This window comes from Pseudomonas sp. JAI111, from assembly GCF_024809425.1.
Taxonomy (GTDB): Bacteria; Pseudomonadota; Gammaproteobacteria; order Pseudomonadales; family Pseudomonadaceae; genus Aquipseudomonas.
The window spans coordinates 41,389-66,356 of the sequence record NZ_JANUCB010000010.1 but is presented as its reverse complement, the minus strand read 5'-3'; the positions used below and the strand labels follow the sequence as shown (position 1 = coordinate 66,356).

Genomic DNA, 24,968 nt, shown 5'->3' with positions numbered 1-24,968 from the left:
TTCGCTTTCATAGCTTAACGGTAGGTTGAGCTGTAAGATTCTGCTCCCGATTATTGTGTTCGAGAGCGCCTCCCTTGCTGCAAAACATTCGTGTCGTCCTGGTCAATACCAGCCACCCCGGCAATATCGGCGGGGCTGCGCGTGCCATGAAGAACATGGGCCTGTCGCGGCTGGTGCTGGTCGAGCCACGGTTGTTCCCGCACCACGAAGCCGATGCGCGTGCATCCGGCGCCGGGGACATCCTTGAAAACGCGCAAGTCGTCGCCACCTTGGAAGATGCCTTGGTCGGCTGCAATCTGGTGCTCGGTACTAGTGCCCGTGATCGTCGCATTCCCTGGCCGCTGCTTGATCCCCGCGAATGCGGTGTGAAAGTGGTTGAAGAAGCCGGGCAGGGCGCCGAGATCGCCTTGGTCTTTGGTCGTGAAGATTCCGGCCTGACCAATGAAGAGCTGCAGCGATGTCATTATCACGTGCACATCCCATCAGACCCTGAGTTCAGTTCGCTGAACCTTGGGGCGGCGGTGCAGGTGTTGAGTTATGAAGTGCGCATGTCCTGGCTCGCGGCCCAAGGGCAACCGAGCAAGGTCGAGAAGGATGAAGTGGCGTCCACCAAAAGCGGTGAACTGGCGACCATGGATGAACTGGAGCGATTCTATGAACACCTGGAGCAAACCCTGGTGGCCATCGAATTCCTCGACCCGGAAAAACCACGGCACTTGATGGCGCGCCTGCGCCGGTTGTACGGACGCAGCTCGGTCAGCCGGGCGGAAATGAATATATTGCGTGGCATCCTCACGGAAACCCAGAAAGCGGCCCGTGGCGAGCTTCTAAAGCGGAAGGATTAAAAATGTTCGAGCGTTTGCGTGAAGATATCCAGAGTGTTTTCCATCGTGACCCGGCAGCGCGCAACGCCTTTGAAGTCCTGACCTGCTACCCCGGCATGCACGCTATCTGGATCCATCGCCTGTCGTCGGCCCTGTGGGGCATGGGCTGGAAATGGCTGGCGCGACTGGTGTCGAACTTCGGTCGCTGGTTGACCGGGATCGAGATCCATCCGGGCGCCAAGGTCGGCCGTCGCTTCTTTATTGATCATGGCATGGGCATCGTCATTGGTGAAACCGCCGAGATCGGCAACGACGTCACCCTCTACCAGGGCGTGACCCTTGGCGGCACCAGCTGGAACAAGGGCAAGCGTCACCCGACCCTCGAAGATGGCGTTGTGGTGGGGGCGGGCGCCAAGGTGCTCGGCCCGTTCACTGTTGGTGCCGGTGCCAAGGTCGGTTCCAACGCGGTGGTGACCAAGGCGGTTCCGCCGGGCGCAACAGTCGTAGGGATTCCGGGGCGGATCATCGTCAAGTCCGATGACGAGCAGGACGCCAAGCGCAAGGCCATGGCCGAGAAGATCGGCTTTGATGCCTATGGTGTTGGCGAAGACATGCCGGATCCGGTGGCGCGTGCGATTGGTCAGTTACTGGATCACTTGCAGGCAGTCGATGGTCGCCTGGAAGGGATGTGCGGGGCGTTGAAGGATCTGGGCAGTAATTACTGTGCCAAGGATCTGCCTGAGCTGCGCGAAGAAGACTTTGCCTGTGTAAAGGGCAAGGACGAAAGCAAGGCCGGTTAAGGCCATGGTGGGTCGTATTCAGGCAATGGCGCAGCGCTCGGCGGTGTGCCATTAGGCCGCAGACCCTGATATGATGCCGCCGCTATTTTGCGGGTAATCCTGACTAAAGTACTAGGTCTTATAGTTGACTTAAACACTCGGGAATTGCATACTCGCCCCATTCCGAACTCCGTGGTAATTGTCCATGCGACTGACTACAAAAGGCCGATACGCCGTGACCGCCATGCTTGACCTGGCGTTGCACGCGCAGCACGGGCCGGTGTCCCTGGCCGATATCTCCGAGCGCCAAGGCATCTCCCTGTCCTACCTCGAACAGCTTTTCGCCAAATTGCGCCGTAGCAATCTGGTTTCCAGCGTTCGTGGCCCGGGCGGCGGCTACCAGCTGTCCCGCGACATGCAGGGCATCCAGGTCGCCCAGGTGATCGATGCGGTAAACGAATCGGTCGATGCGACCAAATGCCAGGGCCAGGGTGATTGCCATCAAGGCGACACCTGCCTGACTCACCACTTGTGGTGCGATCTGAGCCTGCAGATTCACGAATTTCTGAGCGGTATCAGCTTGGCTGACCTTGTCACTCGCCGTGAGGTACAAGAAGTAGCCCAGCGTCAGGACCAGCGCCGTTGCAACAGCAAGGCGCCACGCCTGGACAAGATTGAAGCGTCCGCCGTCGAATGACAGCCAAAGAGCTAAGCGGCACGCCAGCCAGCCTGATTTAGGAGATAGTCCATGAAATTGCCGATTTACCTTGATTACTCTGCGACCACCCCGGTTGATCCGCGTGTCGCGCAAAAGATGAGTGAATGCCTGCTGGTCGACGGAAACTTCGGTAACCCGGCGTCCCGTTCCCACGTGTTCGGCTGGAAAGCTGAAGAGTCCGTCGAAAACGCTCGTCGTCAGGTCGCTGACCTGGTCAACGCCGATCCGCGTGAAATCGTCTGGACCTCCGGTGCCACCGAGTCCGACAACCTGGCTATCAAGGGTGCGGCGCATTTCTATGCCACCAAGGGCAAGCACCTGATCACCACCAAGATTGAGCACAAGGCTGTCCTCGACACCATGCGCCAACTGGAGCGTGAAGGCTTCGAAGTGACCTACATCGAGCCTCGCACCGATGGTCTGGTCACCCCTGAAATGATTGAAGCCGAGCTGCGCGACGACACCATCCTGGTCTCCGTCATGCACGTGAACAACGAAATCGGCACCATCAACGACATCGAAGCCATCGGCGAACTGACCCGTTCCAAGGGCATCCTGTTCCACGTCGACGCTGCTCAGTCCACCGGCAAGGTCGAAATCGACCTGTCGAAGCTGAAAGTCGACCTGATGTCGTTCTCGGCTCACAAAACCTACGGCCCTAAAGGCATCGGCGCGCTGTACGTCAGCCGCAAGCCGCGTGTTCGCATCGAAGCGACCATGCACGGCGGCGGTCACGAACGTGGCATGCGTTCCGGCACCCTGGCGACCCACCAGATCGTCGGCATGGGTGAAGCTTTCCGCGTAGCCAAGGAAGACATGGCTGCCGAGAACGTGCGCATCAAAGCGCTGAGCGACCGTTTCTTCAAGCAGGTCGAAGGCCTGGAAGAGCTGTACGTCAACGGCAGCATGACTGCTCGCGTACCGCACAACCTGAACCTGAGCTTCAACTACGTTGAAGGCGAGTCGCTGATCATGGCGCTCAAGGACCTGGCGGTTTCTTCCGGTTCGGCTTGCACCTCGGCATCGCTGGAGCCTTCGTACGTACTGCGCGCCCTGGGCCGCAACGACGAACTGGCACACAGCTCGATCCGCTTCACCTTCGGCCGTTTCACCACCGAAGAAGAAATCGACTACGCCGCGAAAAAAGTCTGCGAGGCCGTCACCAAGCTGCGCACCCTGTCGCCGCTGTGGGACATGTACAAAGACGGTGTCGACATCTCGAAAATCGAGTGGGCGGCACACTGATTTCAAGTCGCCGCCAACCGGCCCTGTGAACCTTCGGGAGCAGGGCTCAAGAGCGACTCTCTGATGAGTGAGGATTAAGAATCATGGCTTACAGCGAAAAGGTCATCGACCACTACGAAAACCCGCGTAACGTCGGCAAGATGGACGCGGAAGACCCGGATGTCGGCACCGGCATGGTCGGCGCGCCAGCTTGCGGCGACGTAATGCGCCTGCAAATCAAGGTCAACGAACAAGGCATCATCGAAGACGCCAAGTTCAAGACCTACGGTTGCGGTTCGGCTATCGCCTCCAGCTCCCTGGCGACCGAGTGGATGAAAGGCAAGACTCTGGATGAAGCAGAGACCATCAAGAACACTCAGCTGGCCGAAGAACTGGCACTGCCGCCGGTAAAAATTCACTGCTCCGTACTCGCAGAAGACGCTATCAAAGCGGCCGTTCGCGATTACAAGCAGAAGAAAGGCTTGATCTGACTTTCAAGATTTGGCGACGAGTAAGGAGTCACCGATGGCTATCAGCATGACAGAAGCGGCTGCTCAACACGTGCGACGCTCCCTCAACGGGCGCGGCAAAGGTGAGGGGATTCGCCTGGGTGTTCGTACCACAGGCTGTTCCGGCCTTGCCTACGTGCTGGAGTTTGTCGACGAGGTGGTTGCAGAGGATCAGGTGTTCGAAAGTCACGGCGAGAAAGTGATCATCGACCCTAAAAGCCTGGCGTACCTGGACGGCACCGAGCTCGATTTCGTCAAGGAAGGGTTGAACGAAGGCTTCAAGTTCAACAACCCCAACGTGCGCGGTGAATGTGGCTGCGGCGAAAGCTTCAACATCTGAGGCTGCTTGTGGGTACTCTTTGTCATTTCGCTTTATTTGAGCTGCAACCGAGCTTCAATCTGGATCTCGACCAGCTGGCTACGCGCTACCGTGAGTTGGCGCGCAGCGTACATCCGGACCGTTTTGCGGACGCTTCCGAGCGCGAGCAACGGCTGGCGCTAGAGCAATCCGCGAGCCTCAACGAGGCCTACCAGACGCTCAAAAGTCCCCCCAAGCGCGCGCGTTACTTGCTCGCCATGGGCGGTCGCGAGCTGCCGCTGGAGGTCACGGTGCATGATCCGGAGTTTCTTCTGCAACAGATGGAGTTGCGTGAAGAGCTCGAAGACCTGCAAGACAACGCCGACATGGCCGGTATTGCAGCGTTCAAGCGTCGCCTGAAAACGGCGCAGGATGAGCTGAACCAAAGCTTCGCAGCCTGTTGGAATGACGCAGCGCAACGTGAGCAGGCCGAACGCCTGATGCGGCGCATGCAGTTCCTCGACAAGCTCACCTACGAAGTGCGCCAGTTAGAAGAGCGCCTCGACGATTAACCCAGTGCCGCTCCGGTCGCACGCCTGATATACAGATAAGTCCTGATCACGATGGCCCTACTGCAGATCGCCGAACCCGGCCAAAGTCCTCAACCGCACCAGCGTCGTCTGGCTGTGGGGATCGACTTGGGCACTACCAATTCGCTGGTCGCTGCGTTGCGCAGTGGTCTTTCCGAGCCCCTGGCCGACGCTGACGGGCAAGTCATCCTGCCGTCCGCCGTGCGCTACCACGCCGACCACGTCGAAGTGGGCGAGTCGGCCAAGCTGGCTGCCGCTACCGATCCCTTGAACACCGTGCTGTCGGTCAAGCGCTTGATGGGTCGTGGTCTGTCCGACGTCAAGCAATTGGGTGATCAACTGCCGTACCGCTTTGTCGGCGGCGAGTCGCACATGCCGTTCATCGACACGATTCAGGGGCCGAAAAGCCCGGTCGAAGTCTCCGCCGATATCCTCAGAGTGCTGCGTCAGCGCGCCGAAGCGACGTTGGGTGGCGAGTTGGTGGGCGCGGTGATCACCGTTCCGGCCTATTTCGACGATTCCCAGCGCCAAGCCACCAAGGATGCGGCCAAGCTGGCCGGTCTGAACGTGCTGCGCTTGCTCAATGAGCCGACTGCCGCCGCCGTGGCGTACGGTCTGGATCAACACGCCGAAGGCCTGGTCGCTATTTATGACCTGGGCGGTGGTACGTTCGATATTTCGATTCTGCGCCTGACTGGCGGTGTGTTCGAAGTGCTGGCCACCGGTGGCGACAGCGCCCTGGGCGGCGACGATTTCGATCACGCGATCGCTGGCTGGATCATCGAGAGCGCTGGTTTGTCCGCCGACCTCGATCCGGGTGCGCAGCGTCATCTGTTGCAAGCCGCTTGTGCAGCCAAGGAAGCGCTGACCAACGCCGCGTCCGTTGATGTCGCTTATGGCGACTGGAAAGCCGAGCTGACCCGCGAAGCCTTCAATGCGCTGATCGAGCCGATGGTTGCTCGCAGCTTGAAAGCCTGCCGTCGCGCGGTGCGTGATTCCGGCGTCGAGCTGGAGGAAGTGCACGCCGTGGTCATGGTCGGCGGTTCGACTCGCGTGCCGCGTGTTCGCGAAGCAGTTGCCGAAGCCTTCGGTCGTCAGCCTTTGACCGAAATCGATCCGGATCAAGTGGTGGCCATTGGTGCTGCGATCCAGGCCGATACGTTGGCGGGCAACAAGCGCGACGGTGGCGAACTGCTGTTGCTCGACGTCATTCCGTTGTCCCTGGGCCTGGAAACCATGGGCGGCCTGATGGAGAAGGTGATTCCACGCAACACCACCATCCCCGTTGCCCGCGCCCAGGACTTCACCACGTACAAAGATGGCCAGTCGGCCATGGCGATTCACGTTCTGCAGGGCGAGCGCGAGCTGATCAGCGACTGCCGCTCCCTGGCACGTTTCGAATTGCGCGGCATTCCGGCGATGGTGGCCGGTGCGGCGAAAATTCGCGTGACCTTCCAGGTTGATGCCGATGGTCTGCTCAGCGTTTCCGCTCGCGAACTGGGTTCGGGCGTTGAAGCCAGCATCCAGGTCAAGCCGTCCTACGGCCTGACCGACGGCGAAATCGCCAAGATGCTCAAGGATTCGTTCCAGCATGCCAACGACGACAAAGTCGCCCGCGTGCTGCGTGAGCATCAGGTCGATGCCCAGCGTCTGATCGAAGCCGTGCAGGGTGCCCTCGATGCCGACGGCGACCGTCTGCTCGACGCCGAAGAGCGCATGGTCATCGAATTGCAGATGCAGGAACTGACCGAACTGATGAAAGGTACCGATGGTTACGCCATCGAGCAGCAGACCAAGCGTCTGTCGCAAGTGACCGACGCCTTTGCTGCCCGCCGCCTGGATTCGACGGTGAAAGCCGCGCTGGCGGGGCGCAACCTGAATGAGATTGAGGAATAACGATGCCGCAGGTCATTTTTCTGCCACACGAGAAGTTTTGCCCGGACGGCATGGTTGTAGAGGCTGAGCCCGGCATCTCCATCCTCGAACTGGCTCACGAACACCATATCGAGATGGAAAGCGCTTGCGGCGGCGTCTGTGCTTGCACAACGTGTCACTGCCTGGTCCGCGAAGGCTTTGACTCGCTGGAAGAAGCCGACGAGCTGGAAGAAGACTATCTTGATAAGGCTTGGGGGCTGGAGGCACAGTCGCGTCTGGCCTGTCAGGCGAAAGTCGGGACTGAAGACCTGACCATCGAAATTCCGAAGTATTCGCTCAACCATGCAGCCGAAGCGCCGCACTGATTCAAGGAAGTGACATGAGTCTGAAATGGGTTGATGTGCTGGAAATCGCGATCCAGCTGGCTGAATCAAAGCCGGAAGTGGACCCGCGTTACGTGAACTTCGTCGATCTGCACAAATGGGTGCTGGCATTGCCGCAGTTCAGCGATGATCCGACCCGCGGTGGCGAGAAGGTGCTTGAAGCCATTCAGGCCGCCTGGATCGAAGAAGCAGACTGAGTCTGCACCGTACGCAGTTAGGCAATACCCAAGAACCCGCGTATAATTCGCGGGTTTAATTTTTCACAAATTACCGTTTCTGGAGTTACACCATGGCTGTTCAACGTACTTTCTCCATCATCAAGCCTGACGCTGTTGCAAAAAACGTCATCGGCGAGATCACCACTCGTTTCGAAAAAGCAGGCCTGCGCGTTGTAGCTTCGAAACTGAAGCAACTGTCCAAAGCTGAAGCTGAAGGCTTCTACGCTGAGCACAGCGCTCGTGGTTTCTTCAACGACCTGGTTGCGTTCATGATCTCCGGTCCAGTTGTCGTTCAGGTTCTGGAAGGCGAAAACGCTATCGCTCTGAACCGTGAGCTGATGGGCGCTACCAACCCTAAAGAAGCTGCTGCTGGCACCATCCGTGCTGACTTCGCTGACTCCATCGATGCCAACGCTGTACACGGTTCGGACTCCGAAGCCGCTGCTGCTCGCGAAATCTCGTACTTCTTCGCAGCTACTGAAGTAACCACTCGCTAAGCATTGGCTTAAGAGTGAAGGTGAATCCATGACTACATCGACTGTAAAAACCAACCTGCTGGGTCTGACTCAACAGGAAATGGAAAAATTCTTCGACTCAATCGGGGAGAAGCGTTTCCGTGCCGGTCAGGTAATGAAATGGATTCACCACCTTGGCGTCGATGATTTCGACGCCATGACGAACGTCAGCAAGGCCTTGCGCGACAAGCTCAAGGTTATTGCCGAAGTTCGTGGTCCCGAAGTTGTCAGCGAGGACATCTCCACCGACGGCACCCGTAAGTGGGTGGTGCGCGTGGCGTCCGGTAGCTGCGTCGAGACCGTGTATATTCCCCAGGGCAAACGCGGCACGTTGTGCGTTTCGTCCCAGGCAGGCTGTGCCCTGGATTGCAGTTTCTGCTCCACCGGCAAGCAAGGTTTCAACAGCAACCTCACCGCCGCCGAAGTCATCGGCCAGGTGTGGATTGCCAATAAATCGTTCGGCAGCATCCCGGCGACCGCCGACCGTGCCATCACCAACGTGGTGATGATGGGCATGGGTGAGCCGCTGCTGAACTTCGACAACGTCGTCGCCGCCATGCATCTGATGATGGATGACCTGGGCTACGGGATCTCCAAGCGCCGCGTAACCCTGTCCACTTCGGGTGTGGTGCCGATGATCGATGAGCTGTCCAAGCACATCGACGTCTCCCTGGCGTTGTCGCTGCACGCACCAAACGACGCATTGCGTAACCAATTGGTGCCGATCAACAAGAAATATCCGCTTAAGATGCTGCTCGAGTCGTGCCAGCGCTACATGTCGTCCCTGGGCGAAAAGCGCGTGCTGACCATCGAGTACACCTTGCTCAAGGACATCAACGACAAGGTCGAGCATGCCGTTGAGATGATCGAGTTGCTCAAGAACATCCCGTGCAAGATCAACCTGATTCCGTTCAACCCGTTCCCGCATTCCGGTTACGAGCGCCCGAGCAACAACGCGATTCGCCGGTTCCAGGATCAGCTTCACCATGCCGGTTTCAATGTCACCGTACGCACCACTCGCGGTGAAGACATCGATGCCGCGTGTGGCCAATTGGTAGGGCAGGTGCTGGATCGCACCCGTCGCAGCGAACGTTATATCGCCGTGCGCGAGCTGAGCGCCGAAAACGATATCGCACAGAACGCTGCGAACAATAATTAAGAGAGGATCTCTATGTCCCTGCGCTTTGCGCTGCTGTTGCTGCTGGCCAGCCTTTGTGCTGGTTGCGTCCTGTCGGGCGATTTCAACCCGATGAAGACCAGCAAGGGCCGCGATGAAGCGCGCACCGCCTACGTGCAACTGGGGTTGGGCTACTTGCAGCAGGGCATGACCGAGCGCGCCAAGGTGCCGTTGAAGAAGGCGCTGGACCTGGATAGCTCTGACCCTGACGCCAATGCGGCCCTGGGGCTGGTGTTCCAGGCCGAGATGGAGCCGGAGCTGGCGGACGAACATTTTCGCAAGGCACTGTCTTCGCGTCCCGGCGATGCACGAATACTGAACAACTACGGCAGCTTTCTTTTCGAAGAAAAGCGTTACAAGGAAGCTTACGAGCGCTTTGAACAGGCCGCCGCCGATACCCTGTATCCTGAGCGTTCGCGGGTGTTCGAGAACCTCGGCATGACGGCTTCGAAGCTGGGGGAGCGTGATCTGGCGAAGCAGCAGCTGGAAAAAGCCCTGCGTTTGAACCGCCAACAACCACGTGCATTGCTGGAAATGGCTGAGTTGTCCTTCGAAGACAGGCATTATGTGCCCGCGCGTGACTACTACGATCGTTTTAGCCTGCTCACCGAACAAAATGCACGTAGTCTATTGCTCGGCGTTCGGCTGGCAAAAGTGTTTGAAGATCGCGACAAGGCTGCAAGTGCAGGCCTGCAATTAAAACGACTCTATCCCGGTACGCCGGAATATCAGCAATACCTGTCGGAGCAATGATGAAAGCGGCGCATCCCGAAGTTGTAGCAGCGAATCGCGTTAACCCCGGTGAGACTTTGCGCCAGGCCCGCGAAAGCAATGGCTGGTCGCTGGCCGAAGTGGCCCTCAAGCTCAACCTCACCGTCAATTCCTTGAGCAATCTGGAAGCGGGCGCTTTCGACAAGCTGCCTGGGCACACCTTTGCTCGCGGTTATATTCGCGCGTACGCCAAGCTGCTCGGCATGGACCAGACCGTTCTGGTCCAGCAGTTCGACCAATCCACCGGTACCGACTCCCAAGGCAGCAATGTCCACAGCCTGGGTCGCATCGAAGAGCCGGTTCGGGTTTCCCACACTATTTTGCGTATCGTGAGCCTGCTGTTGCTGATCGCGGTGATTGGTGGTGGTTTTGTCTGGTGGCAGGATCAAACTTCGTCGCGTACCAAGGACCTGACCACCCTGGCTCCGGAACACGTTGAAGTCGAAGGCGCCGACGGCACCACCCAGATCCATCCGCTGGACGAGCCGGAAGACCAGGCCGTCGCGCAAGGTCAGGCTGAAGGCACCACCGCACTTGCATTGCCACAAGCCGAGACATCCGCCGAAGCACCGGCAGCCGCTGAAGCGCCCGCGCCGACAGCACCTGCGCCAACGCCTGCAACCCCGGCTCATAGCACCGCACCAGTTGTCGCGGCCCCGGCTCACAGCACCGCGCCAGCTGTCACGACACCGCTCTCGCCTGCGCCGACAGCCCCTGTTGTGTCGACCCCGCCGGCAAGCGCATCGGTGACACCGACCATTCCTCCAGCCACAGCGGCTGCTCCGGTGGCCGGCCAAGGCCAGGTTCAACTGCAATTCACGGCTGATTGCTGGACGCAAGTGAGCGACGGCACCGGCAAGGTGTTGTTGAGCGGTCTCAAGCGCAAAGGCGAAAATGTTTCTGTCAGCGGCAAACCACCGTTTTCAGTGCGTCTGGGCTTCGCCCGTGGCGCTCAAGTCAGCTACAACGGTCAGGTGGTTGATGTCGCTCCGTTCACCAGTGGCGAGACTGCTCGCCTGAAGTTGGGTCAATAAGTCATGCACGGCGAATCTCCAATCAAACGTCGCGAATCCCGCAAGATCTGGGTCGGTAACGTGCCTGTGGGCGGCGATGCACCTATCGCTGTGCAGAGCATGACCAACAGCGACACCAATGACGTGGCTGCCACCGTAGCCCAGATCAATCGCCTGGAAGCAGCGGGCGTCGATATCGTGCGCATTTCGGTGCCGGATATGGATGCCGCCGAAGCTTTCGGCAAGATCAAGAAACTGGTCAAGGTGCCGTTGGTGGCCGACATTCACTTCGACTACAAGATCGCATTGCGCGTAGCCGAACTGGGCGTTGACTGCCTGCGGATCAACCCGGGCAACATCGGTCGTGAAGACCGTGTGCGCGCGGTGGTCGATGCCGCTCGAGACCGCGGGATTCCGATCCGCATCGGCGTCAACGCCGGCTCCCTGGAAAAAGACCTGCAAAAGAAATACGGCGAGCCAACGCCAGCTGCACTGGTCGAATCTGCCTTGCGTCACGTCGAGCACCTCGAACGCCTGAATTTCCAGGACTTCAAGGTCAGCGTGAAAGCCTCCGACGTGTTCATGGCCGTCGCCGCCTACCGCTTGCTGGCCAAGGAAATCGTCCAGCCGCTGCACTTGGGTATCACCGAAGCCGGTGGTTTGCGTTCAGGCACGGTGAAATCCGCCGTAGGCCTCGGTATGCTGCTCGCCGAAGGGATTGGCGATACCATCCGCATCTCGTTGGCGGCCGACCCGGTCGAGGAAGTGAAAGTCGGCTACGACATTCTCAAATCCCTGCACCTGCGTTCCCGTGGCATCAACTTCATCGCCTGCCCGAGCTGCTCGCGGCAGAACTTCGATGTGGTCAAGACCATGAACGAGCTGGAAGGGCGTCTCGAAGATCTGCTGGTGCCGCTGGATGTCGCGGTCATCGGTTGCGTGGTCAACGGGCCGGGCGAAGCCAAGGAAGCCCATATCGGCTTGACCGGCGGCACGCCAAACCTGATTTACATCGACGGCAAACCGTCGCAGAAACTGACGAATGACAATCTGGTGGATGAGCTCGAACGCTTGATCCGCCAGAAAGCGGCCGAAAAGGTCGAAGCCGACGCCGCTGTTATCGCGCGTGGCTGACCCGACTGAAGCGCTGAACGAATTTAAGGATTTATAGTGAGCAAGTCTCTGCAAGCCATACGTGGCATGAACGACATCCTGCCCGATCAGACCCCCCTGTGGCGTCATTTCGAGGGCACCGTCTCGCGTTTGCTGGATAACTACGGTTACAAGCAGATCCGCATGCCGATCGTCGAGTTCACCGAGCTGTTCAAGCGCTCCATCGGTGAAGTGACCGACATCGTCGAAAAAGAGATGTATACCTTCGACGACCGCAACGGCGACTCCCTGACCCTGCGTCCGGAAGGCACGGCAGCGTGCGTGCGTGCGGTGCTCGAGCACGGCATCACCGGCGGCGGCCAGGTGCAGAAACTCTGGTACATCGGCCCGATGTTCCGCCACGAACGTCCTCAGAAAGGCCGTTATCGTCAGTTCCACCAGATCGGTGTCGAGGTGTTCAACCTCGACGGTCCGGACATCGATGCCGAGCTGATCGTGCTGACCTGGCGCCTGTGGGGCGAGCTGGGCATCCGTGATGCGGTCAAACTCGAACTCAACAGCCTGGGCACCAGCGAGTCTCGCGGTCGTTATCGCGAAGCGCTGGTCGAATACCTTTCGGCCCGCCTGGATCAGTTGGACGAAGACAGCCAACGCCGTCTGAAAACCAACCCGCTGCGGGTGCTGGACACCAAGAACGCCGACACTCAAGCAGTCCTGGTCGATGCGCCGAAAATGGCCGACTACCTGGACGAAGAATCCCGCGTGCACTTCGAGGGCCTGAAGGCTCGCCTGGACGCCGCCGGTATTCCTTATGTGATCAACCCGAAGCTGGTTCGCGGGCTGGATTACTACAGCAAGACCGTTTTCGAATGGGTCACCGACAAGTTGGGCGCCCAGGGCACCGTATGTGCCGGTGGTCGTTACGACGGTCTGGTGGAGCAGATGGGCGGCAAGCCGACCCCGGGCGTAGGTTTCGCCATGGGTATCGAGCGCTTGGTGCTGCTGCTTGAAACCCTGGAACAGATCCCGGAAGAAATCTCCCGTCAGGTCGATGTCTACCTGTGCGCCTTCGGCGAGGCCGCCGAACTGGCTGCCCTGACGTTGAGCGAGAAGGTGCGTGATCAGTTGCCAAACCTGCGCCTGCAGATCAATGCCGGCGCCGGCAGCTTCAAAAGCCAGTTCAAGAAGGCCGACAAGAGCGGTGCGCTGTACGCGCTGATCCTCGGCGACGATGAAATGGCCCAGCAAGTGGTAGGTTTCAAACCCCTGCGTGGCCAGGGCGAACAACAAAGCATTGCCTGGGATGCGCTTGCTGCACACCTGGCCACCTGCGTCGTGCAGGGTTGAAGCTGTCAAACAGCCGAATTAGCGATTAAGGAGTATTGGGGTGTCGAGTACCGAAGACGAACAGCTGGCGGATTTGAAGGACTGGTGGACACGCAACGGCAAGCCCCTGGTCACTGGCGGCCTGTTGGCGCTGGTCATCGTGTTCGGCTGGCAGGCCTTTCACAAGTATCAGAGCAATCAGTCGCAAACTGCCTCGATTCTCTATCAGCAACTGCTGGAAACCACGCTGACGCCTGACGGCAAGCCTGACGCTGCACGTGTTTCGGATCTGGCCGGCAAGCTTAAAAGCGAGTTCGGCGGCACCGCTTATGCGCAGTACGGCAGCCTGTTCGTGGCGAAAGTCGCGGTCGACAGCGGCAAGCTGGACGATGCTGGCACCGAACTGAAAGCCATCGTCGACAAACCGGCAAACCCGGCGCTGGGCGAAATCGCCCGTCAGCGTCTGGCGCAGGTATTGGCCGCGCAAAACAAGGCCGATGAGGCCTTGAAGCTGCTCGAAGGCGACGCCGACAAGGCGTTCCTGGCTACTCGCGAAGAACTCAAGGGTGACCTGCTGGTGCAGTTGGGTCGTACCGACGAAGCAAATACGGCGTATCAAAAAGCCAAGGCGGCACTGTCGGATGAAGCGGCAGTCGGTGGCCTACAAATCAAGCTGGACGACCTGGCCAAAGGGGATGCGTGACGTGATTCGTTGGAAACATGCAGCATTGCTGGCTCTGGCCATATTGGCCGCGGGTTGCAGCAGCAACGGCAAAAAAGAATTGCCTCCGGCCGAGTTGACCGACTTCAAGGAAGAAGTGGTTCTGCACAAGCAGTGGAGTCGTTCGATCGGTAACGGTCAGGGCGAAACCTACAACATGCTGGTTCCGGCGATCGACGGCGATACCATTTATGCCGCGGACGTCACTGGTGTGGTGATGGCGATGGATCGCAGCAACGGCGACGTCAAATGGAAGAAGGATCTTGATCTGCCTGTTTCCGGCGCCGTTGGCGTGGGTTACGGTCTGGTTACGTTCGGTACGCTCAAGGGCGAAATCGTTGCCCTGGACGCGATCAACGGTGAAGAGAAATGGCGCGCTCGCGTGTCCAGCGAAGTACTCGCACCGCCGGCCAACAACGGTGACGTGGTTGTGGTTCAGACTCAGGACGACCGTCTGATCGGTCTGGATGCCGCCACCGGCAACCAGCGCTGGTTGTATGACAGCACGCCTGCGGTCCTGACCCTGCGCGGCACCAGTGCACCGATCGTGACCAACCGCCTCGCGGTGGCTGGCCTGTCGACCGGTAAAGTGGTCGCTCTCGATATTTCCAACGGCGTGCCGGTATGGGAACAACGGGTTGCGATTCCACAGGGTCGTTCGGAACTGGAGCGCGTTGTCGATATCGACGGCGGTCTGCTGTTGTCCGGCGGTACCCTGTACGTTGCCAGTTACCAGGGTCGCGTTGCGGCACTGGACCTGGAAAGCGGTCGTCAGCTCTGGCAGCGTGATGCTTCCAGCTATGCCGGTGTCGCCCAGGGTTTTGGCAACGTTTACGTGAGCCTGTCTTCGGGCACCGTTGAAGGCGTCGACGAGCGTTCCACCACAGCATTGTGGAGCAACGATTCGCTGGCCCGTCGTCAACTGTCGGCTCCGGAAGTGTTCTCCAGCTACGTTGCAGTCGGCGACATGGAAGGCTACCTGCACCTGCTGAGCCAGGTGGACGGTCGCTTCGTCGGCCGCGAGCGCATTGACAGCGACGGCCTGCGTGCCCGTCCGCTGGTGGTGGGTGACACGATTTATGTTTATGGCAACAGTGGCAAGCTGGAAGCCCTGTCCATTAAGTAAGAACTATGCTTGGGGTTAACACCCCAGGCTGCTGCACATGTGGGAGCGGGCTTGCTCGCGAAGGGCGTCAACGATGACGCGTACAGCCTGAATAAACGCGGTGCTGTTACGGTTTTTCGCGAGCAAGCCCGCTCCCACAGTGTTGCCCCGAGCACCAGCCGCTGCCTCGCAGCGGCTTTTGTATTTTCTGAAATAACGAAGTGGAGAGCCGCATGGTTCCCGTAATCGCCCTGGTGGGCCGACCGAACGTCGGCAAGTCCACCTTGTTCAACCGCCTGACCAGGACTCGTGACGCCATCGTCGGCGACTTGTCCGGTCTGACCCGTGATCGCCAATACGGTGAGGCCAAGTGGCAAGGGCGTTCCTACATTCTGGTCGACACCGGCGGTATCTCCGGTGACGAGCACGGTATGGACGAAAAAATGGCCGAGCAGTCGCTGCTGGCCATTGAAGAAGCGGATGTCGTTCTGTTCCTGGTAGATGCCAAGGCCGGTTTCACCGCCGCCGACCAGATGATCGCCGAGCATTTGCGCAAACGTAACAAGCGTTCCTACGTAGTGGCTAACAAGGTCGACAACATCGACCCTGAAATGGCCCGCGCTGAATTCGCCCCGTTGGGCATGGGCCACGCGATTCCAATCGCCGGTGCTCATGGTCGTGGCATCACCCAGATGCTGGAAATCGCCCTGAGCGACTTCCCGAAAGACGAAGACGAGCAGGAAGAAGGCGAGGAAGAGATCGTTGCCGAAGGCGAGGAAGCCAAGCGCATTCCTGGTCCAAGCGAAAAAGACGGGATCAAGATCGCAATCATCGGCCGCCCGAACGTCGGCAAGTCGACCCTGGTCAACCGCATGCTCGGTGAAGACCGGGTAATCGTCTATGACCAGCCCGGCACCACCCGCGACAGTATCTACATCCCGTTCGAGCGTAACGACGAGAAGTACACGCTGATCGACACCGCCGGTGTGCGCAAGCGCGGCAAGATTCACGAAGAAGTCGAAAAATTCTCCGTGGTCAAAACCCTGCAAGCGATCAAAGACGCCAACGTGGTGATCTTTGTGATGGACGCCCGCGAAGGCGTGGTGGACCACGACCTCAACCTGCTGGGCTTTGCCATTGAGTCGGGTCGTGCGCTGGTCATCGCGATCAACAAGTGGGACGGCATGACGCCAAGCGAGCGCGACTTCGTGAAGGTCGAGCTGCAACGTCGACTGTTCTTCGTTGACTACGCCGATATCCACTTCATCTCGGCCCTGCACGGCACTGGCGTGGGCAACCTCTACGCGTCCGTACAGAACTCGTTCAAGTCCGCGGTCACCCGCTGGCCGACCAACCGCCTGACCCAGATTCTGGAAGATGCGGTTGGCGAGCACGCGCCACCGATGGTCAACAACCGCCGGATCAAGCTGCGTTATGCCCACTTGGGTGGCGCGAACCCGCCGATCATCGTGATCCACGGTAACCAGATCGAGAAAGTGCCGAAGTCGTACGTTCGTTATCTGGAAAACACCTACCGTCGCGTGTTGAAGCTGGTCGGTACGCCAATCCGTATCGAGTTCAAGGGCGGCGAGAACCCGTTCGAAGGCAAAAAGACCACGCTAACCGACCGCCAGGTCAACAAGAAGCGTCGCATGATGTCGCACCACAAGAAAGCCGACAAAAAGCGCCGCGATAAGAAGTAGAAGCAGCTTTAAGTTTCAAGCTGCAAGCTTCAAGTCAAAGCAAAAAGGGTCCTGTGCAGGGCCCTTTTTTGTGCATGATGGTTTGAGGCTTGACCGCTTGCAGCTTGTCGCTTGAAACTTGCAGCTCACCTGCAAGGGGCTACCGATGATCACCAGTAAGCTGCCGAATGTCGGCATCACTATCTTCACTCAGATGTCTCAGCTCGCGGCGCAAACCGGGGCGATCAACCTGTCCCAGGGTTTTCCCGATTTCGATGCGCCGCAGGCCCTGTGCGATGCGGTCGGTCGGCATGTTGCCAATGGTCACAACCAGTATTCGCCAATGACCGGTCTGCCGGCCTTGCGCCAGCAAATCTCGGCCAAGATTGCTCGCAGCTACGGCGTCAACGTGGATGCCGACCATGAAGTGACAGTCACGCCCGGCGCCACTCAGGCGATCTTCTGTGCCATACAGGCGGTTATCCACAGCGGCGACGAAGTGATCGTGTTCGATCCGTGCTACGACAGCTATGAACCATCGGTGGAGCTGGCCGGTGGCCGTTGCGTGCATGTGCAACTGGGCCTCAACGATTTTGCCATCGACTTTGAAAAGCTCGCGGCGGCGATTACGCCACGCACGAAAATGATCGTTCTCAACGCTCCGCATAACCCAAGTGGCGCACTGATCAGCCGTGCGGAACTGGATCAGCTGGCGACCTTGATTCGAGACCGCGACATCTACATCGTCAGCGACGAAGTCTACGAACACCTGGTCTTCGACGGCGTGCCTCACGTCAGCGTGCTGAATCACGAAGAGCTGTATCAACGAGCATTCGTGGTCAGTTCCTTTGGCAAGACCTATCACGTGACGGGCTGGAAAACCGGCTACGTGGTTGCACCGCCGGCACTGACTGCGGAGCTGCGCAAAGTGCACCAGTACGTCAGCTTCTGCGGCGTGACGCCGTTGCAATATGCCTTGGCCGACTTCATGGCCGAGCACCCGGAACACGTCGAGGAGCTTCCTGGTTTCTACCAGGCCAAGCGCGATTTGTTCTGCGATCTGCTGGCGCCGTCCCGATTCAGCTTCAAGCGGGTAACAGGCACTTATTTCCAGCTGGTTGATTACTCGCAGATCCGCCCGGACCTCAACGACGTCGAAATGGCGCTGTGGATGACCCGCGAACATGGTGTGGCGAGCATCCCGATTTCGGTGTTCTACCAGACCCCGCCCGAAGGCCAGCGCCTGGTGCGACTGTGCTTCGCCAAACGCGAGGAGACCCTGCGTGAAGCAGCGGCAAAACTATGCGTGATTTGAGTGCTCTGCCTAATCTGAATGTTGCGCTGATCCAGACAACCCTGACCTGGCACGACCGCCAGGCCAATCTGGAACATTTCGAGCAGTTGCTTGAACAGGCTCGCGGCGCTGACCTGATAATCCTGCCGGAGATGTTCACCACCGGTTTTTCCATGGAGTCGCAAACCCTCTGCGAGCCGGAAAACGGGCCCACCAGCAAATGGCTGCGGGTTCAGGCTGCCAAGCTCGATGCCGTGATTACCGGCAGCATCATCGTCCAGGCCGCTGACGGCAGCCATCGCAATCGTCTGCTCTGGGCGCGACCGGACGGGGAAGTGTGGCATTACGACAAACGCCACCTGTTCCGCATGGGCGGCGAGCATAACCACTACACGCCGGGTGAGCGTCAGGTGCAGTTCGAGCTCAAGGGCTGGCGTGTGCGGCCGCTGATTTGCTACGACCTGCGCTTCCCGGTCTGGAGCCGCGATGCGCAAGACACCGACCTGTTGCTGTACACCGCCAACTGGCCGGGTGCCCGGCGCCAGCACTGGAACCGTTTGCTGCCGGCGCGGGCGATTGAAAACCTTTGCTATGTGGCGGCGGTGAATCGCATCGGGACTGACGGTAAAGGGTTTGCCTATACCGGCGACAGTCAGGTGCTGGATTTCCAGGGCGAGACATTGCTCAGTGCAGGCGAGGCGGATGGGGTGTTTCAGGTGGTGCTGAATGCTGCGGATCTGCAGGCTTATCGCACGCGTTTTCCGGCGAACCTGGATGCCGATACCTTCGAATTCACCAACTGATCGTTAACAGATCGTTCCCACGCTCTGCGTGGGAATGCCTCAACGGACGCTCCGCGTTCGGCTGTTGATGGGACGCAGAGCGTCCCGGGCTGCATTCCCACGCAGAGCGTGGGAACGATCAGGCACAGGCGGCACAAAAACAGCAGGCAAACAAAAAGGCCCCGAGGTTCGCACCTCGGGGCCTTCTGCATTGCAGCGAAGGCTTACGCCGCTTTCGCTTCCGGCTGACTCAGGGATCGGTTCAGCGCGCTGAACAGGGCCTTGAAGCTGGCGGTGGTGATGTTTTCGTCGATACCGACGCCGTGCACCGCACGTTCACCGTTCACGCGCAGTTCAATGTAGGCCGCAGCCTTGGCATTGGTGCCCGCGCCGATCGCGTGTTCGTTGTAGTCCATGATCTCAACCGGAATCGGCAGACCGGCCACCAACGCTTCCAGGGCACCGTTGCCCTTGCCGCGCCAGTGCAGGTTGGTTTCGCCCTGGCCTTTGCCCGAGACTTCCACTTCGACGGCGCTGTGACCGTTTTCTTCCTGCAGGCGATGGCTGACCAGCGCGTACGGGGTGTTGGCCTGCAAGTATTCACTGTGCAGCAATGCGTGGATCTGCTGGGCGGTCATTTCCAGGCCGAGGCGATCGGTTTCACGCTGCACAACCTGGCTGAACTCGATCTGCATGCGGCGCGGCAAGCTGATGCCGTATTCCTGTTCCAGCAGGTAAGCGATCCCGCCTTTGCCCGACTGGCTGTTGACGCGGATCACCGCTTCGTAGCTGCGGCCGATGTCGGCCGGGTCGATCGGCAAGTACGGCACTTCCCACAGCGCGTCCGGTTTCTGCTGGGCGAAGCCCTTGCGGATGGCATCCTGGTGGGAGCCGGAGAACGCGGTGTGAACCAGGTCGCCAACGTAAGGGTGACGTGGATGCACCTGGATCTGGTTGCATTCTTCGACGACTTTGCGCACGCCGTCGATGTCGGAGAAGTCCAGCTCAGGGTGAATGCCCTGGGTGTAGAGGTTCAAGGCCACGGTCACGAGGTCGACGTTACCGGTGCGCTCGCCGTTGCCGAAGAGGCAGCCTTCGACGCGGTCGGCGCCGGCCATCAGGCCCAGCTCGGTGGCGGCAACGCCAGTGCCACGGTCGTTGTGGGTGTGCAGGCTGATGATCACGCTGTCACGACGGTTGATGTGACGGCCGAACCATTCGATCTGGTCGGCATAGATGTTCGGGGTCGCGCATTCCACGGTGGCTGGCAGGTTGAGAATCACCTTGTGCTCAGGCGTCGGGTTCCAGACTTCGATCACGGCGTCACAGACTTCCTTGGCGAACTCGAGCTCGGTCGCACTGAAGGTTTCCGGCGAGTACTCGAAGGTCCACTGGGTGTCCGGCTGCTGGGCAGCGTATTTGACGAACAGCTTGGCCGCGTTCACGGCAATGGCCTTGATCCCGTCCTTGTCCTGGTTGAAGACAATGCGGCGGAAGGAAGGGGAGGTCGCGTTGTACAGGTGAACGATGGCTTTCTTCGCCCCGCGCAGGGATTCGAAGGTGCGCTCGATCAAGTCTTCACGGCCCTGGGTCAGCACCTGGATGGTGGTGTCGTCCGGGATGTGGTTGCCTTCGATCAGGGTACGTACGAAGTCGAAGTCGGTTTGCGAAGCGGCCGGGAAGGAGGCTTCGATTTCTTTCACGCCGACCTGCACCAGGGTTTTCCAGAAACGCAGCTTCTTGACCGCGTCCATGGGTTCGATCAACGACTGGTTGCCGTCACGAAGGTCGGAACTGCACCAGATCGGCGCGGCGGTGATGGTCTTCGATGGCCAGGTACGGTCCGGGATATCGATGGTCGGGAACGCGCGGTATTTCGAAGACGGGTCTTTGAGCATGCTCATCGGGAAATCCTTATTGTGTGGGCCGAAAAAAGGCGGCCTGCCGGTGGATCAAATGTTCTTGGGGAAAAGCGTAGGGCGAGTCACCGCAAATTCAGCCCGGCAGTCGTGCACTGACGAGGCACAGGCTGCGGTGCTGGCGAAGCTGAATGAGGGTGTGAGAGGTTTTCATGTCTTCAACCCTAACCGCCGTTGTGGAGGATGGCAAGCAGTCGAAAAAAATTGAGAGGAATACCCGTAAAAGTCGATTTGTCGCGATTTTATTGTGCTGAATTAAAGTGATTGTCTGGATCCTTGCGCGAGGTTTGAGCGATGCGCAATCGCAGGCTTCAGCGGATGGGGCGTGTCAGTACAGCTATTATTAAAGCCTCAACAGGACGACTTGTACGCAGGAGTCAGCCATGAACGAGTCGGATTGGAAGCTATATAGCGCGTTGCGTCCATGGGCCCATGAGCGGATGTGTATCCGGATCATGGATGAGGTTGAGTGCACGGTGCTGGATAAAAGCCTGACGCCCTACGAGCGTATCGAAGCCAGTGAAGAAAGGCTCAAAGCCGGTCAGAAGGAGCTGTATTGGGCGTTTGACGTTTTCAGGCATTCACGCGATGAAGTGCCCGGTCACTTGCTGGGGCTGTGTTCGCGTGAGTTGATCACGGCCGAAGAGCTGGCGGGCTTCTCGCAGGAAACCCAGGATTGGATCAAAAAGAGCCTGGCGCACTGGGAGGTCCATGGGATTGAGGATCTGGAGGCGGAATAGCGGCGTCTGTAATGGCCCTATCGCGGGCAAGCCCGCTCCCACATTGGATCTTCAGCGACCACATTATTTGTGGCCACCAAAGATAAAATGTGGGAGCGGGCTTGCCCGCGATAAGGCCATCAGCCTCAACAATTGTTTATGGTTGAAACGCCCCGATAAAAATCGCCGGATCCACCCGCGCATCATTCAGGCTGACATTCCAGTGCATGTGCGGCCCGGTCGCGCGCCCGGTGGAGCCGACCTTGCCGACCACATCGCCGCGTGCCAGTGACTGGCCGACCTTCACATCAATCTTCGACATGTGGCAAAACATGCTGATAAAGCCCTGCCCGTGGTCGACGAACACCGTGTTGCCATTGAAGAAGTAGTTGCCGATCAGAATCACCTTGCCTGCCGCCGGAGTCTTGATCGGTGTGCCTGCGGGCACCGCGAAGTCCAGGCCCGCATGCGGATTGCGCTCCTCACCGTTGAAGAACCGGCGCACCCCGAACTTGCTCGACAGCGGCCCGTTGACCGGTTTGTCCAGCAGCAGGTTGCTTGGGGTATTGGGGCTGAAGCTGCGGTAGGCCTGGATCTGTTCGGCCAGTTCGCCCTCGATGCGCTTGAGGTTCTCCGGGTTCGGATTGACCTGCTGTGTGTTTTTCAGGGTGATGTGCTGTTCCGGGTATTTCTTGTTGCCGACCGTGAAACTCAGATTACGCCCGCCACTGCTGATCTGTTGCGTGCCCGGTTTTACCGTCAACGGCACGCCGACAATCGCCAGCCAATTGTTCTGTTCCTTGACCACCAGCACCGGTTTGCCTTGATAGCTGGCTTTCGGTGCCTGCGCAGCAGCGCCCAGATCCACCACGGCCACGCCGCCCGGCACCGGCTTGTTCAACAGGCGGGTGATGTAACTGTCGGCGTGAGCGTTGAAGGTCAGGCACAGCAACAGCAGTGAAGCGAAAAAACGCGGCATCGATTAATCCAGTAAAGAAAGGGTGACAGGCGTCAGGTGGTTGTCGTCGACCCGCACTTGCAACTCGCCGTCACCGAGTTTGGCTTTCAAGCGTTGACCGGTGTGGGTTTGCCCGGCGCTGCGGATCGCATTGCCGCGCTCATCCAGCAAAATGCTGTAGCCACGGGCGAGGGTCGCCAGCGGGCTGACCACTTGCAGCGTCTGCACCTGGCTTTGCAGTTGCAGGCGACGGGACTTGAGGCCTTCGCGCATGGCTCGGGGCAGGCGTTCGGCAAAGTTGTCGAGGCGCTGGCGCAGCAGCGCCAGTTGCCGCCCCGGGTGTTGCCCGGCGAGGCGGGTTTCCAGGCGGATCAGTCGTTCGCGACGGGTGTTGAGGCTGCGTTCGAAGGCGCGGCGCAGGCGCATGTCCAGATCATCCAGGCGTTGCGCTTGCTGGCGCAGGCGTTCGCCAGGATGACGCAGGCGGCGGGAGATGCCTTCCAGGCGCAGCCGATCACGCATCAGGCGGTCACGGATGCGCATCACCAGGCGACGATGCAGGCTTTCAACCCGACGCACCAGATCGCTGGAGTCCGGGGCGAGCAGTTCGGCGGCGGCCGATGGCGTGGGAGCGCGAACGTCGGCGACGAAGTCACTGATCGACACGTCGGTTTCATGGCCGACGGCGCTGACAATCGGCGTCACGCAGGCATCCACGGCGCGGGCCACGGCTTCTTCGTTGAAACACCAGAGGTCTTCCAGCGAACCGCCGCCCCGGGCCAGGATCAACGCATCGAAACCACGGGCGTCCGCCAGTTTCAGCGCGCGGACAATCTGCGCGGTGGCTTCGCGGCCCTGCACGGCGGTGGGGATCAACGTCAGTTGAACCTGCGGCGCGCGACGGCGGAATACGCTGATGATGTCGCGTATCACCGCCCCCGTCGGCGAGCTGATGATGCCAATGCGCTGCGGATGCGCGGGCAGCGGCACTTTCCGTTCGGCGCTGAACAGGCCTTCGGCACTGAGCTTTTCCTTCAAGGCATCGAAAGCCAAGCGCAGGGCGCCGTCACCCGCCGGCTCCACGGTGTCGAGGATCAACTGATAATCGCCGCGACCTTCGAACAGCGAAACCTTGCCGCGCACTTTCACCGCCAGGCCGTCCTTCAGCGCTTGGCGAACCCGCGCCGCGTTCTGCCGAAACAGCGCGCAACGCACCTGGGCGCCACTGTCCTTGAGGGTGAAATACACGTGGCCAGATGCCGGGCGGGCGAGGTTGGAGATTTCGCCTTCGACCCAGATATTGCTGAACACGTCTTCGAGCAACACCCGCGCGCGGCCGTTGAGCTGGCTGACAGTCAGGACTTCACGGTCCAGGCCGAGTCTTGCAAAGGGATCTTTAATCATGGGGCGCAGTTTAAAGGCAATCTCTGGCCGAATGCACGATCACTGAGCTGTGTAGGAGCTGTCGAGTGATCACCGGTATTCAAGGAAGACTTGCAGATGAACGTGCTTGAGTTGTTGCACCAATGGCCATTCGGCATGGTGGATTGGTTGGTGATCGGGCTGGGCATCGCCCTGGCTTACATCGTGTTCGGCATCGCCGGTTTTGGCACCGCGCTGGTGGCTGGGCCGGTTCTGATTCTGTTCATGCCTCTGTCGAAGATCGTGCCGCTGCTGGTGCTGCTGGATTTCGTTGCCGCGTTTGGAAATCTGCTGCCCTCGCGCCGAAATGTAGAGCGGTCCGAGTTGCTGCGACTGCTGCCATGCATGGCGGTGGGGTGCACGTTGGGGGTGATTTTTCTGCTGAACCTGAAGTCCGATGTGTTGCTGCTGTTGATGGGGCTGTTTATCAGTGCCTATGCGATTTACAGCCTGTGGGTCAAAACCCGGCCGACACAATTGTCCGCCGTTTGGGCGGTGCCGATGGGCACGGTGGGCGGGATGTTCGGGGCGCTGTTTGGCAGTGGTGGTTTTCTGTATGCGATCTATTTGAACAGTCGGTTACCCAAGGACGAGGCCCGAGCCACCCAAAGTGCGCTGATCAGTTGCAGCACGGTGGTGCGTTTGAGCCTGTTTGCCGTCGCCGGGGTGTATGCCGAGCTACCCTTGTTGATATTGGCGTTGTGTTTGTTGCCAGCGATGGCGGTGGGGCTGTGGATCGGCCGGCGATTGACCATGAAATTGTCCCGCGAGGCCTTCGTGCGGCTCGTGACCTGGTTGGTATTGGCCAGCGGGATCGCCTTGATCGGGCGTTACTTGAGTACTTGACCGGATTTCGTCAGGGATTAAGCTGCCGGCCGTCCTGACGCCTTCGCGGGCAAGCCCGCTCCCACATTGGATCTTCTGCGACCCCATTATTTGTGGCCACCCAAGATAAAATGTGAGAGCGGGCTTGCCCGCGAAGGCGCCAACTGGCGTCCCGCAGGAACATCCATTTGACGCAGTAGGCTTGCAC

General features: G+C 59.4%; 26 protein-coding genes. 23 read left to right on the top strand and 3 right to left on the bottom strand.

Going from position 1 to position 24,968, the window contains the following annotated elements; all coding sequences use genetic code 11:
* Window positions 1-74: 74 nt before the first annotated feature.
* The 21 genes from trmJ (at window position 75) to HNR03_RS25545 (ending at window position 18,938) form a co-directional block, all read left to right on the top strand.
* Entirely contained in the window at window positions 75-845 is a 771-nt protein-coding gene (gene trmJ / locus HNR03_RS25645; RefSeq protein ID WP_201193707.1) for a tRNA (cytosine(32)/uridine(32)-2'-O)-methyltransferase TrmJ, read from the top strand.
* 2 nt (window positions 846-847) lie between these two features.
* Window positions 848-1,624, top strand: coding sequence for a serine O-acetyltransferase (cysE, locus tag HNR03_RS25640; protein WP_259156655.1), 777 nt, complete (start codon window positions 848-850; stop codon window positions 1,622-1,624).
* A gap of 184 nt (window positions 1,625-1,808) precedes the next feature.
* On the top strand, window positions 1,809-2,300 hold the full coding sequence (gene iscR, locus HNR03_RS25635) for a Fe-S cluster assembly transcriptional regulator IscR (protein ID WP_007903581.1): 492 nt from the start codon (window positions 1,809-1,811) through the stop codon (window positions 2,298-2,300).
* A gap of 51 nt (window positions 2,301-2,351) precedes the next feature.
* Window positions 2,352-3,566 carry an IscS subfamily cysteine desulfurase gene (locus HNR03_RS25630; protein ID WP_222588335.1) on the top strand — a complete coding sequence of 405 codons (1,215 nt, stop codon included), beginning with the start codon at window positions 2,352-2,354 and terminating at the stop codon, window positions 3,564-3,566.
* Window positions 3,567-3,649: 83 nt separating this feature from the next.
* The gene (gene iscU / locus HNR03_RS25625) at window positions 3,650-4,036 is read left to right on the top strand and encodes a Fe-S cluster assembly scaffold IscU (RefSeq protein ID WP_003443374.1); all 387 of its coding nucleotides are present in this window, start codon (window positions 3,650-3,652) and stop codon (window positions 4,034-4,036) included.
* 34 nt (window positions 4,037-4,070) lie between these two features.
* Window positions 4,071-4,394, top strand: coding sequence for an iron-sulfur cluster assembly protein IscA (gene iscA / locus HNR03_RS25620; RefSeq protein WP_007903589.1), 324 nt, complete (start codon window positions 4,071-4,073; stop codon window positions 4,392-4,394).
* A gap of 8 nt (window positions 4,395-4,402) precedes the next feature.
* Window positions 4,403-4,924 carry a co-chaperone HscB gene (gene hscB / locus HNR03_RS25615; protein ID WP_259156654.1) on the top strand — a complete coding sequence of 174 codons (522 nt, stop codon included), beginning with the start codon at window positions 4,403-4,405 and terminating at the stop codon, window positions 4,922-4,924.
* Between the two features lie 51 nt (window positions 4,925-4,975).
* Complete coding sequence (gene hscA, locus HNR03_RS25610) at window positions 4,976-6,838, top strand: Fe-S protein assembly chaperone HscA (RefSeq protein ID WP_259156653.1); 1,863 nt, start codon at window positions 4,976-4,978, stop codon at window positions 6,836-6,838.
* 2 nt (window positions 6,839-6,840) lie between these two features.
* Window positions 6,841-7,182: an ISC system 2Fe-2S type ferredoxin gene (gene fdx, locus HNR03_RS25605; RefSeq protein ID WP_222588333.1), complete on the top strand. Its 342-nt coding sequence runs from the start codon at window positions 6,841-6,843 to the stop codon at window positions 7,180-7,182.
* A gap of 14 nt (window positions 7,183-7,196) precedes the next feature.
* Window positions 7,197-7,397, top strand: a complete 201-nt coding sequence (iscX, locus tag HNR03_RS25600) for a Fe-S cluster assembly protein IscX (RefSeq protein WP_259156652.1) — start codon at window positions 7,197-7,199, stop codon at window positions 7,395-7,397.
* 92 nt (window positions 7,398-7,489) lie between these two features.
* Complete coding sequence (gene ndk, locus HNR03_RS25595; RefSeq protein ID WP_007903599.1) at window positions 7,490-7,915, top strand: nucleoside-diphosphate kinase; 426 nt, start codon at window positions 7,490-7,492, stop codon at window positions 7,913-7,915.
* A gap of 28 nt (window positions 7,916-7,943) precedes the next feature.
* A complete protein-coding gene (gene rlmN / locus HNR03_RS25590) occupies window positions 7,944-9,092 on the top strand; it encodes a 23S rRNA (adenine(2503)-C(2))-methyltransferase RlmN (protein WP_046054692.1) in 1,149 nt (382 codons plus the stop codon).
* Window positions 9,093-9,104: 12 nt separating this feature from the next.
* A complete protein-coding gene (gene pilW, locus HNR03_RS25585; protein ID WP_222588332.1) occupies window positions 9,105-9,863 on the top strand; it encodes a type IV pilus biogenesis/stability protein PilW in 759 nt (252 codons plus the stop codon).
* Entirely contained in the window at window positions 9,863-10,915 is a 1,053-nt protein-coding gene (locus tag HNR03_RS25580) for a RodZ family helix-turn-helix domain-containing protein (protein ID WP_222588331.1), read from the top strand. The genes pilW and HNR03_RS25580 overlap by 1 nt, the downstream gene beginning before the upstream one ends.
* Window positions 10,916-10,918: 3 nt before the next feature.
* A complete protein-coding gene (ispG, locus tag HNR03_RS25575; protein ID WP_008147751.1) occupies window positions 10,919-12,028 on the top strand; it encodes a flavodoxin-dependent (E)-4-hydroxy-3-methylbut-2-enyl-diphosphate synthase in 1,110 nt (369 codons plus the stop codon).
* Between the two features lie 36 nt (window positions 12,029-12,064).
* Window positions 12,065-13,354, top strand: coding sequence for a histidine--tRNA ligase (hisS, locus tag HNR03_RS25570; protein WP_222588330.1), 1,290 nt, complete (start codon window positions 12,065-12,067; stop codon window positions 13,352-13,354).
* 40 nt (window positions 13,355-13,394) lie between these two features.
* Complete coding sequence (locus HNR03_RS25565) at window positions 13,395-14,036, top strand: tetratricopeptide repeat protein (RefSeq protein WP_222588329.1); 642 nt, start codon at window positions 13,395-13,397, stop codon at window positions 14,034-14,036.
* On the top strand, window positions 14,029-15,180 hold the full coding sequence (gene bamB, locus HNR03_RS25560; RefSeq protein WP_259156648.1) for an outer membrane protein assembly factor BamB: 1,152 nt from the start codon (window positions 14,029-14,031) through the stop codon (window positions 15,178-15,180). Before HNR03_RS25565 ends, bamB begins: the two co-directional genes overlap by 8 nt.
* A gap of 212 nt (window positions 15,181-15,392) precedes the next feature.
* Window positions 15,393-16,862, top strand: coding sequence for a ribosome biogenesis GTPase Der (gene der / locus HNR03_RS25555; protein ID WP_090180494.1), 1,470 nt, complete (start codon window positions 15,393-15,395; stop codon window positions 16,860-16,862).
* Between the two features lie 145 nt (window positions 16,863-17,007).
* Complete coding sequence (locus tag HNR03_RS25550; RefSeq protein ID WP_259156647.1) at window positions 17,008-18,156, top strand: pyridoxal phosphate-dependent aminotransferase; 1,149 nt, start codon at window positions 17,008-17,010, stop codon at window positions 18,154-18,156.
* Window positions 18,144-18,938, top strand: coding sequence for an amidohydrolase (locus HNR03_RS25545; RefSeq protein WP_259156646.1), 795 nt, complete (start codon window positions 18,144-18,146; stop codon window positions 18,936-18,938). The genes HNR03_RS25550 and HNR03_RS25545 overlap by 13 nt, the downstream gene beginning before the upstream one ends.
* A 203-nt stretch (window positions 18,939-19,141) precedes the next feature.
* Here the strand turns inward: HNR03_RS25545 and leuA are convergent, their stop codons facing one another.
* Complete coding sequence (gene leuA, locus HNR03_RS25540) at window positions 19,142-20,821, bottom strand: 2-isopropylmalate synthase (protein ID WP_090180500.1); 1,680 nt, start codon at window positions 20,819-20,821, stop codon at window positions 19,142-19,144.
* 398 nt (window positions 20,822-21,219) lie between these two features.
* Between leuA and HNR03_RS25535 the strand changes: the two genes are divergently transcribed.
* Entirely contained in the window at window positions 21,220-21,576 is a 357-nt protein-coding gene (locus tag HNR03_RS25535; RefSeq protein ID WP_259156645.1) for a hypothetical protein, read from the top strand.
* A gap of 136 nt (window positions 21,577-21,712) precedes the next feature.
* On the opposite strand, the gene HNR03_RS25530 is transcribed toward HNR03_RS25535, so the two are convergent.
* Both HNR03_RS25530 and xseA read right to left on the bottom strand, forming a co-directional pair.
* Window positions 21,713-22,534, bottom strand: coding sequence for a peptidoglycan DD-metalloendopeptidase family protein (locus tag HNR03_RS25530; protein ID WP_259156644.1), 822 nt, complete (start codon window positions 22,532-22,534; stop codon window positions 21,713-21,715).
* A 3-nt stretch (window positions 22,535-22,537) separates the two neighbouring features.
* Window positions 22,538-23,917, bottom strand: coding sequence for an exodeoxyribonuclease VII large subunit (gene xseA / locus HNR03_RS25525; protein ID WP_259156643.1), 1,380 nt, complete (start codon window positions 23,915-23,917; stop codon window positions 22,538-22,540).
* A 96-nt stretch (window positions 23,918-24,013) separates the two neighbouring features.
* Here xseA and HNR03_RS25520 point away from each other — a divergent pair, with 96 nt between their 5' ends.
* Window positions 24,014-24,781, top strand: coding sequence for a sulfite exporter TauE/SafE family protein (locus HNR03_RS25520; protein ID WP_222588322.1), 768 nt, complete (start codon window positions 24,014-24,016; stop codon window positions 24,779-24,781).
* Window positions 24,782-24,968: the final 187 nt, after the last annotated feature.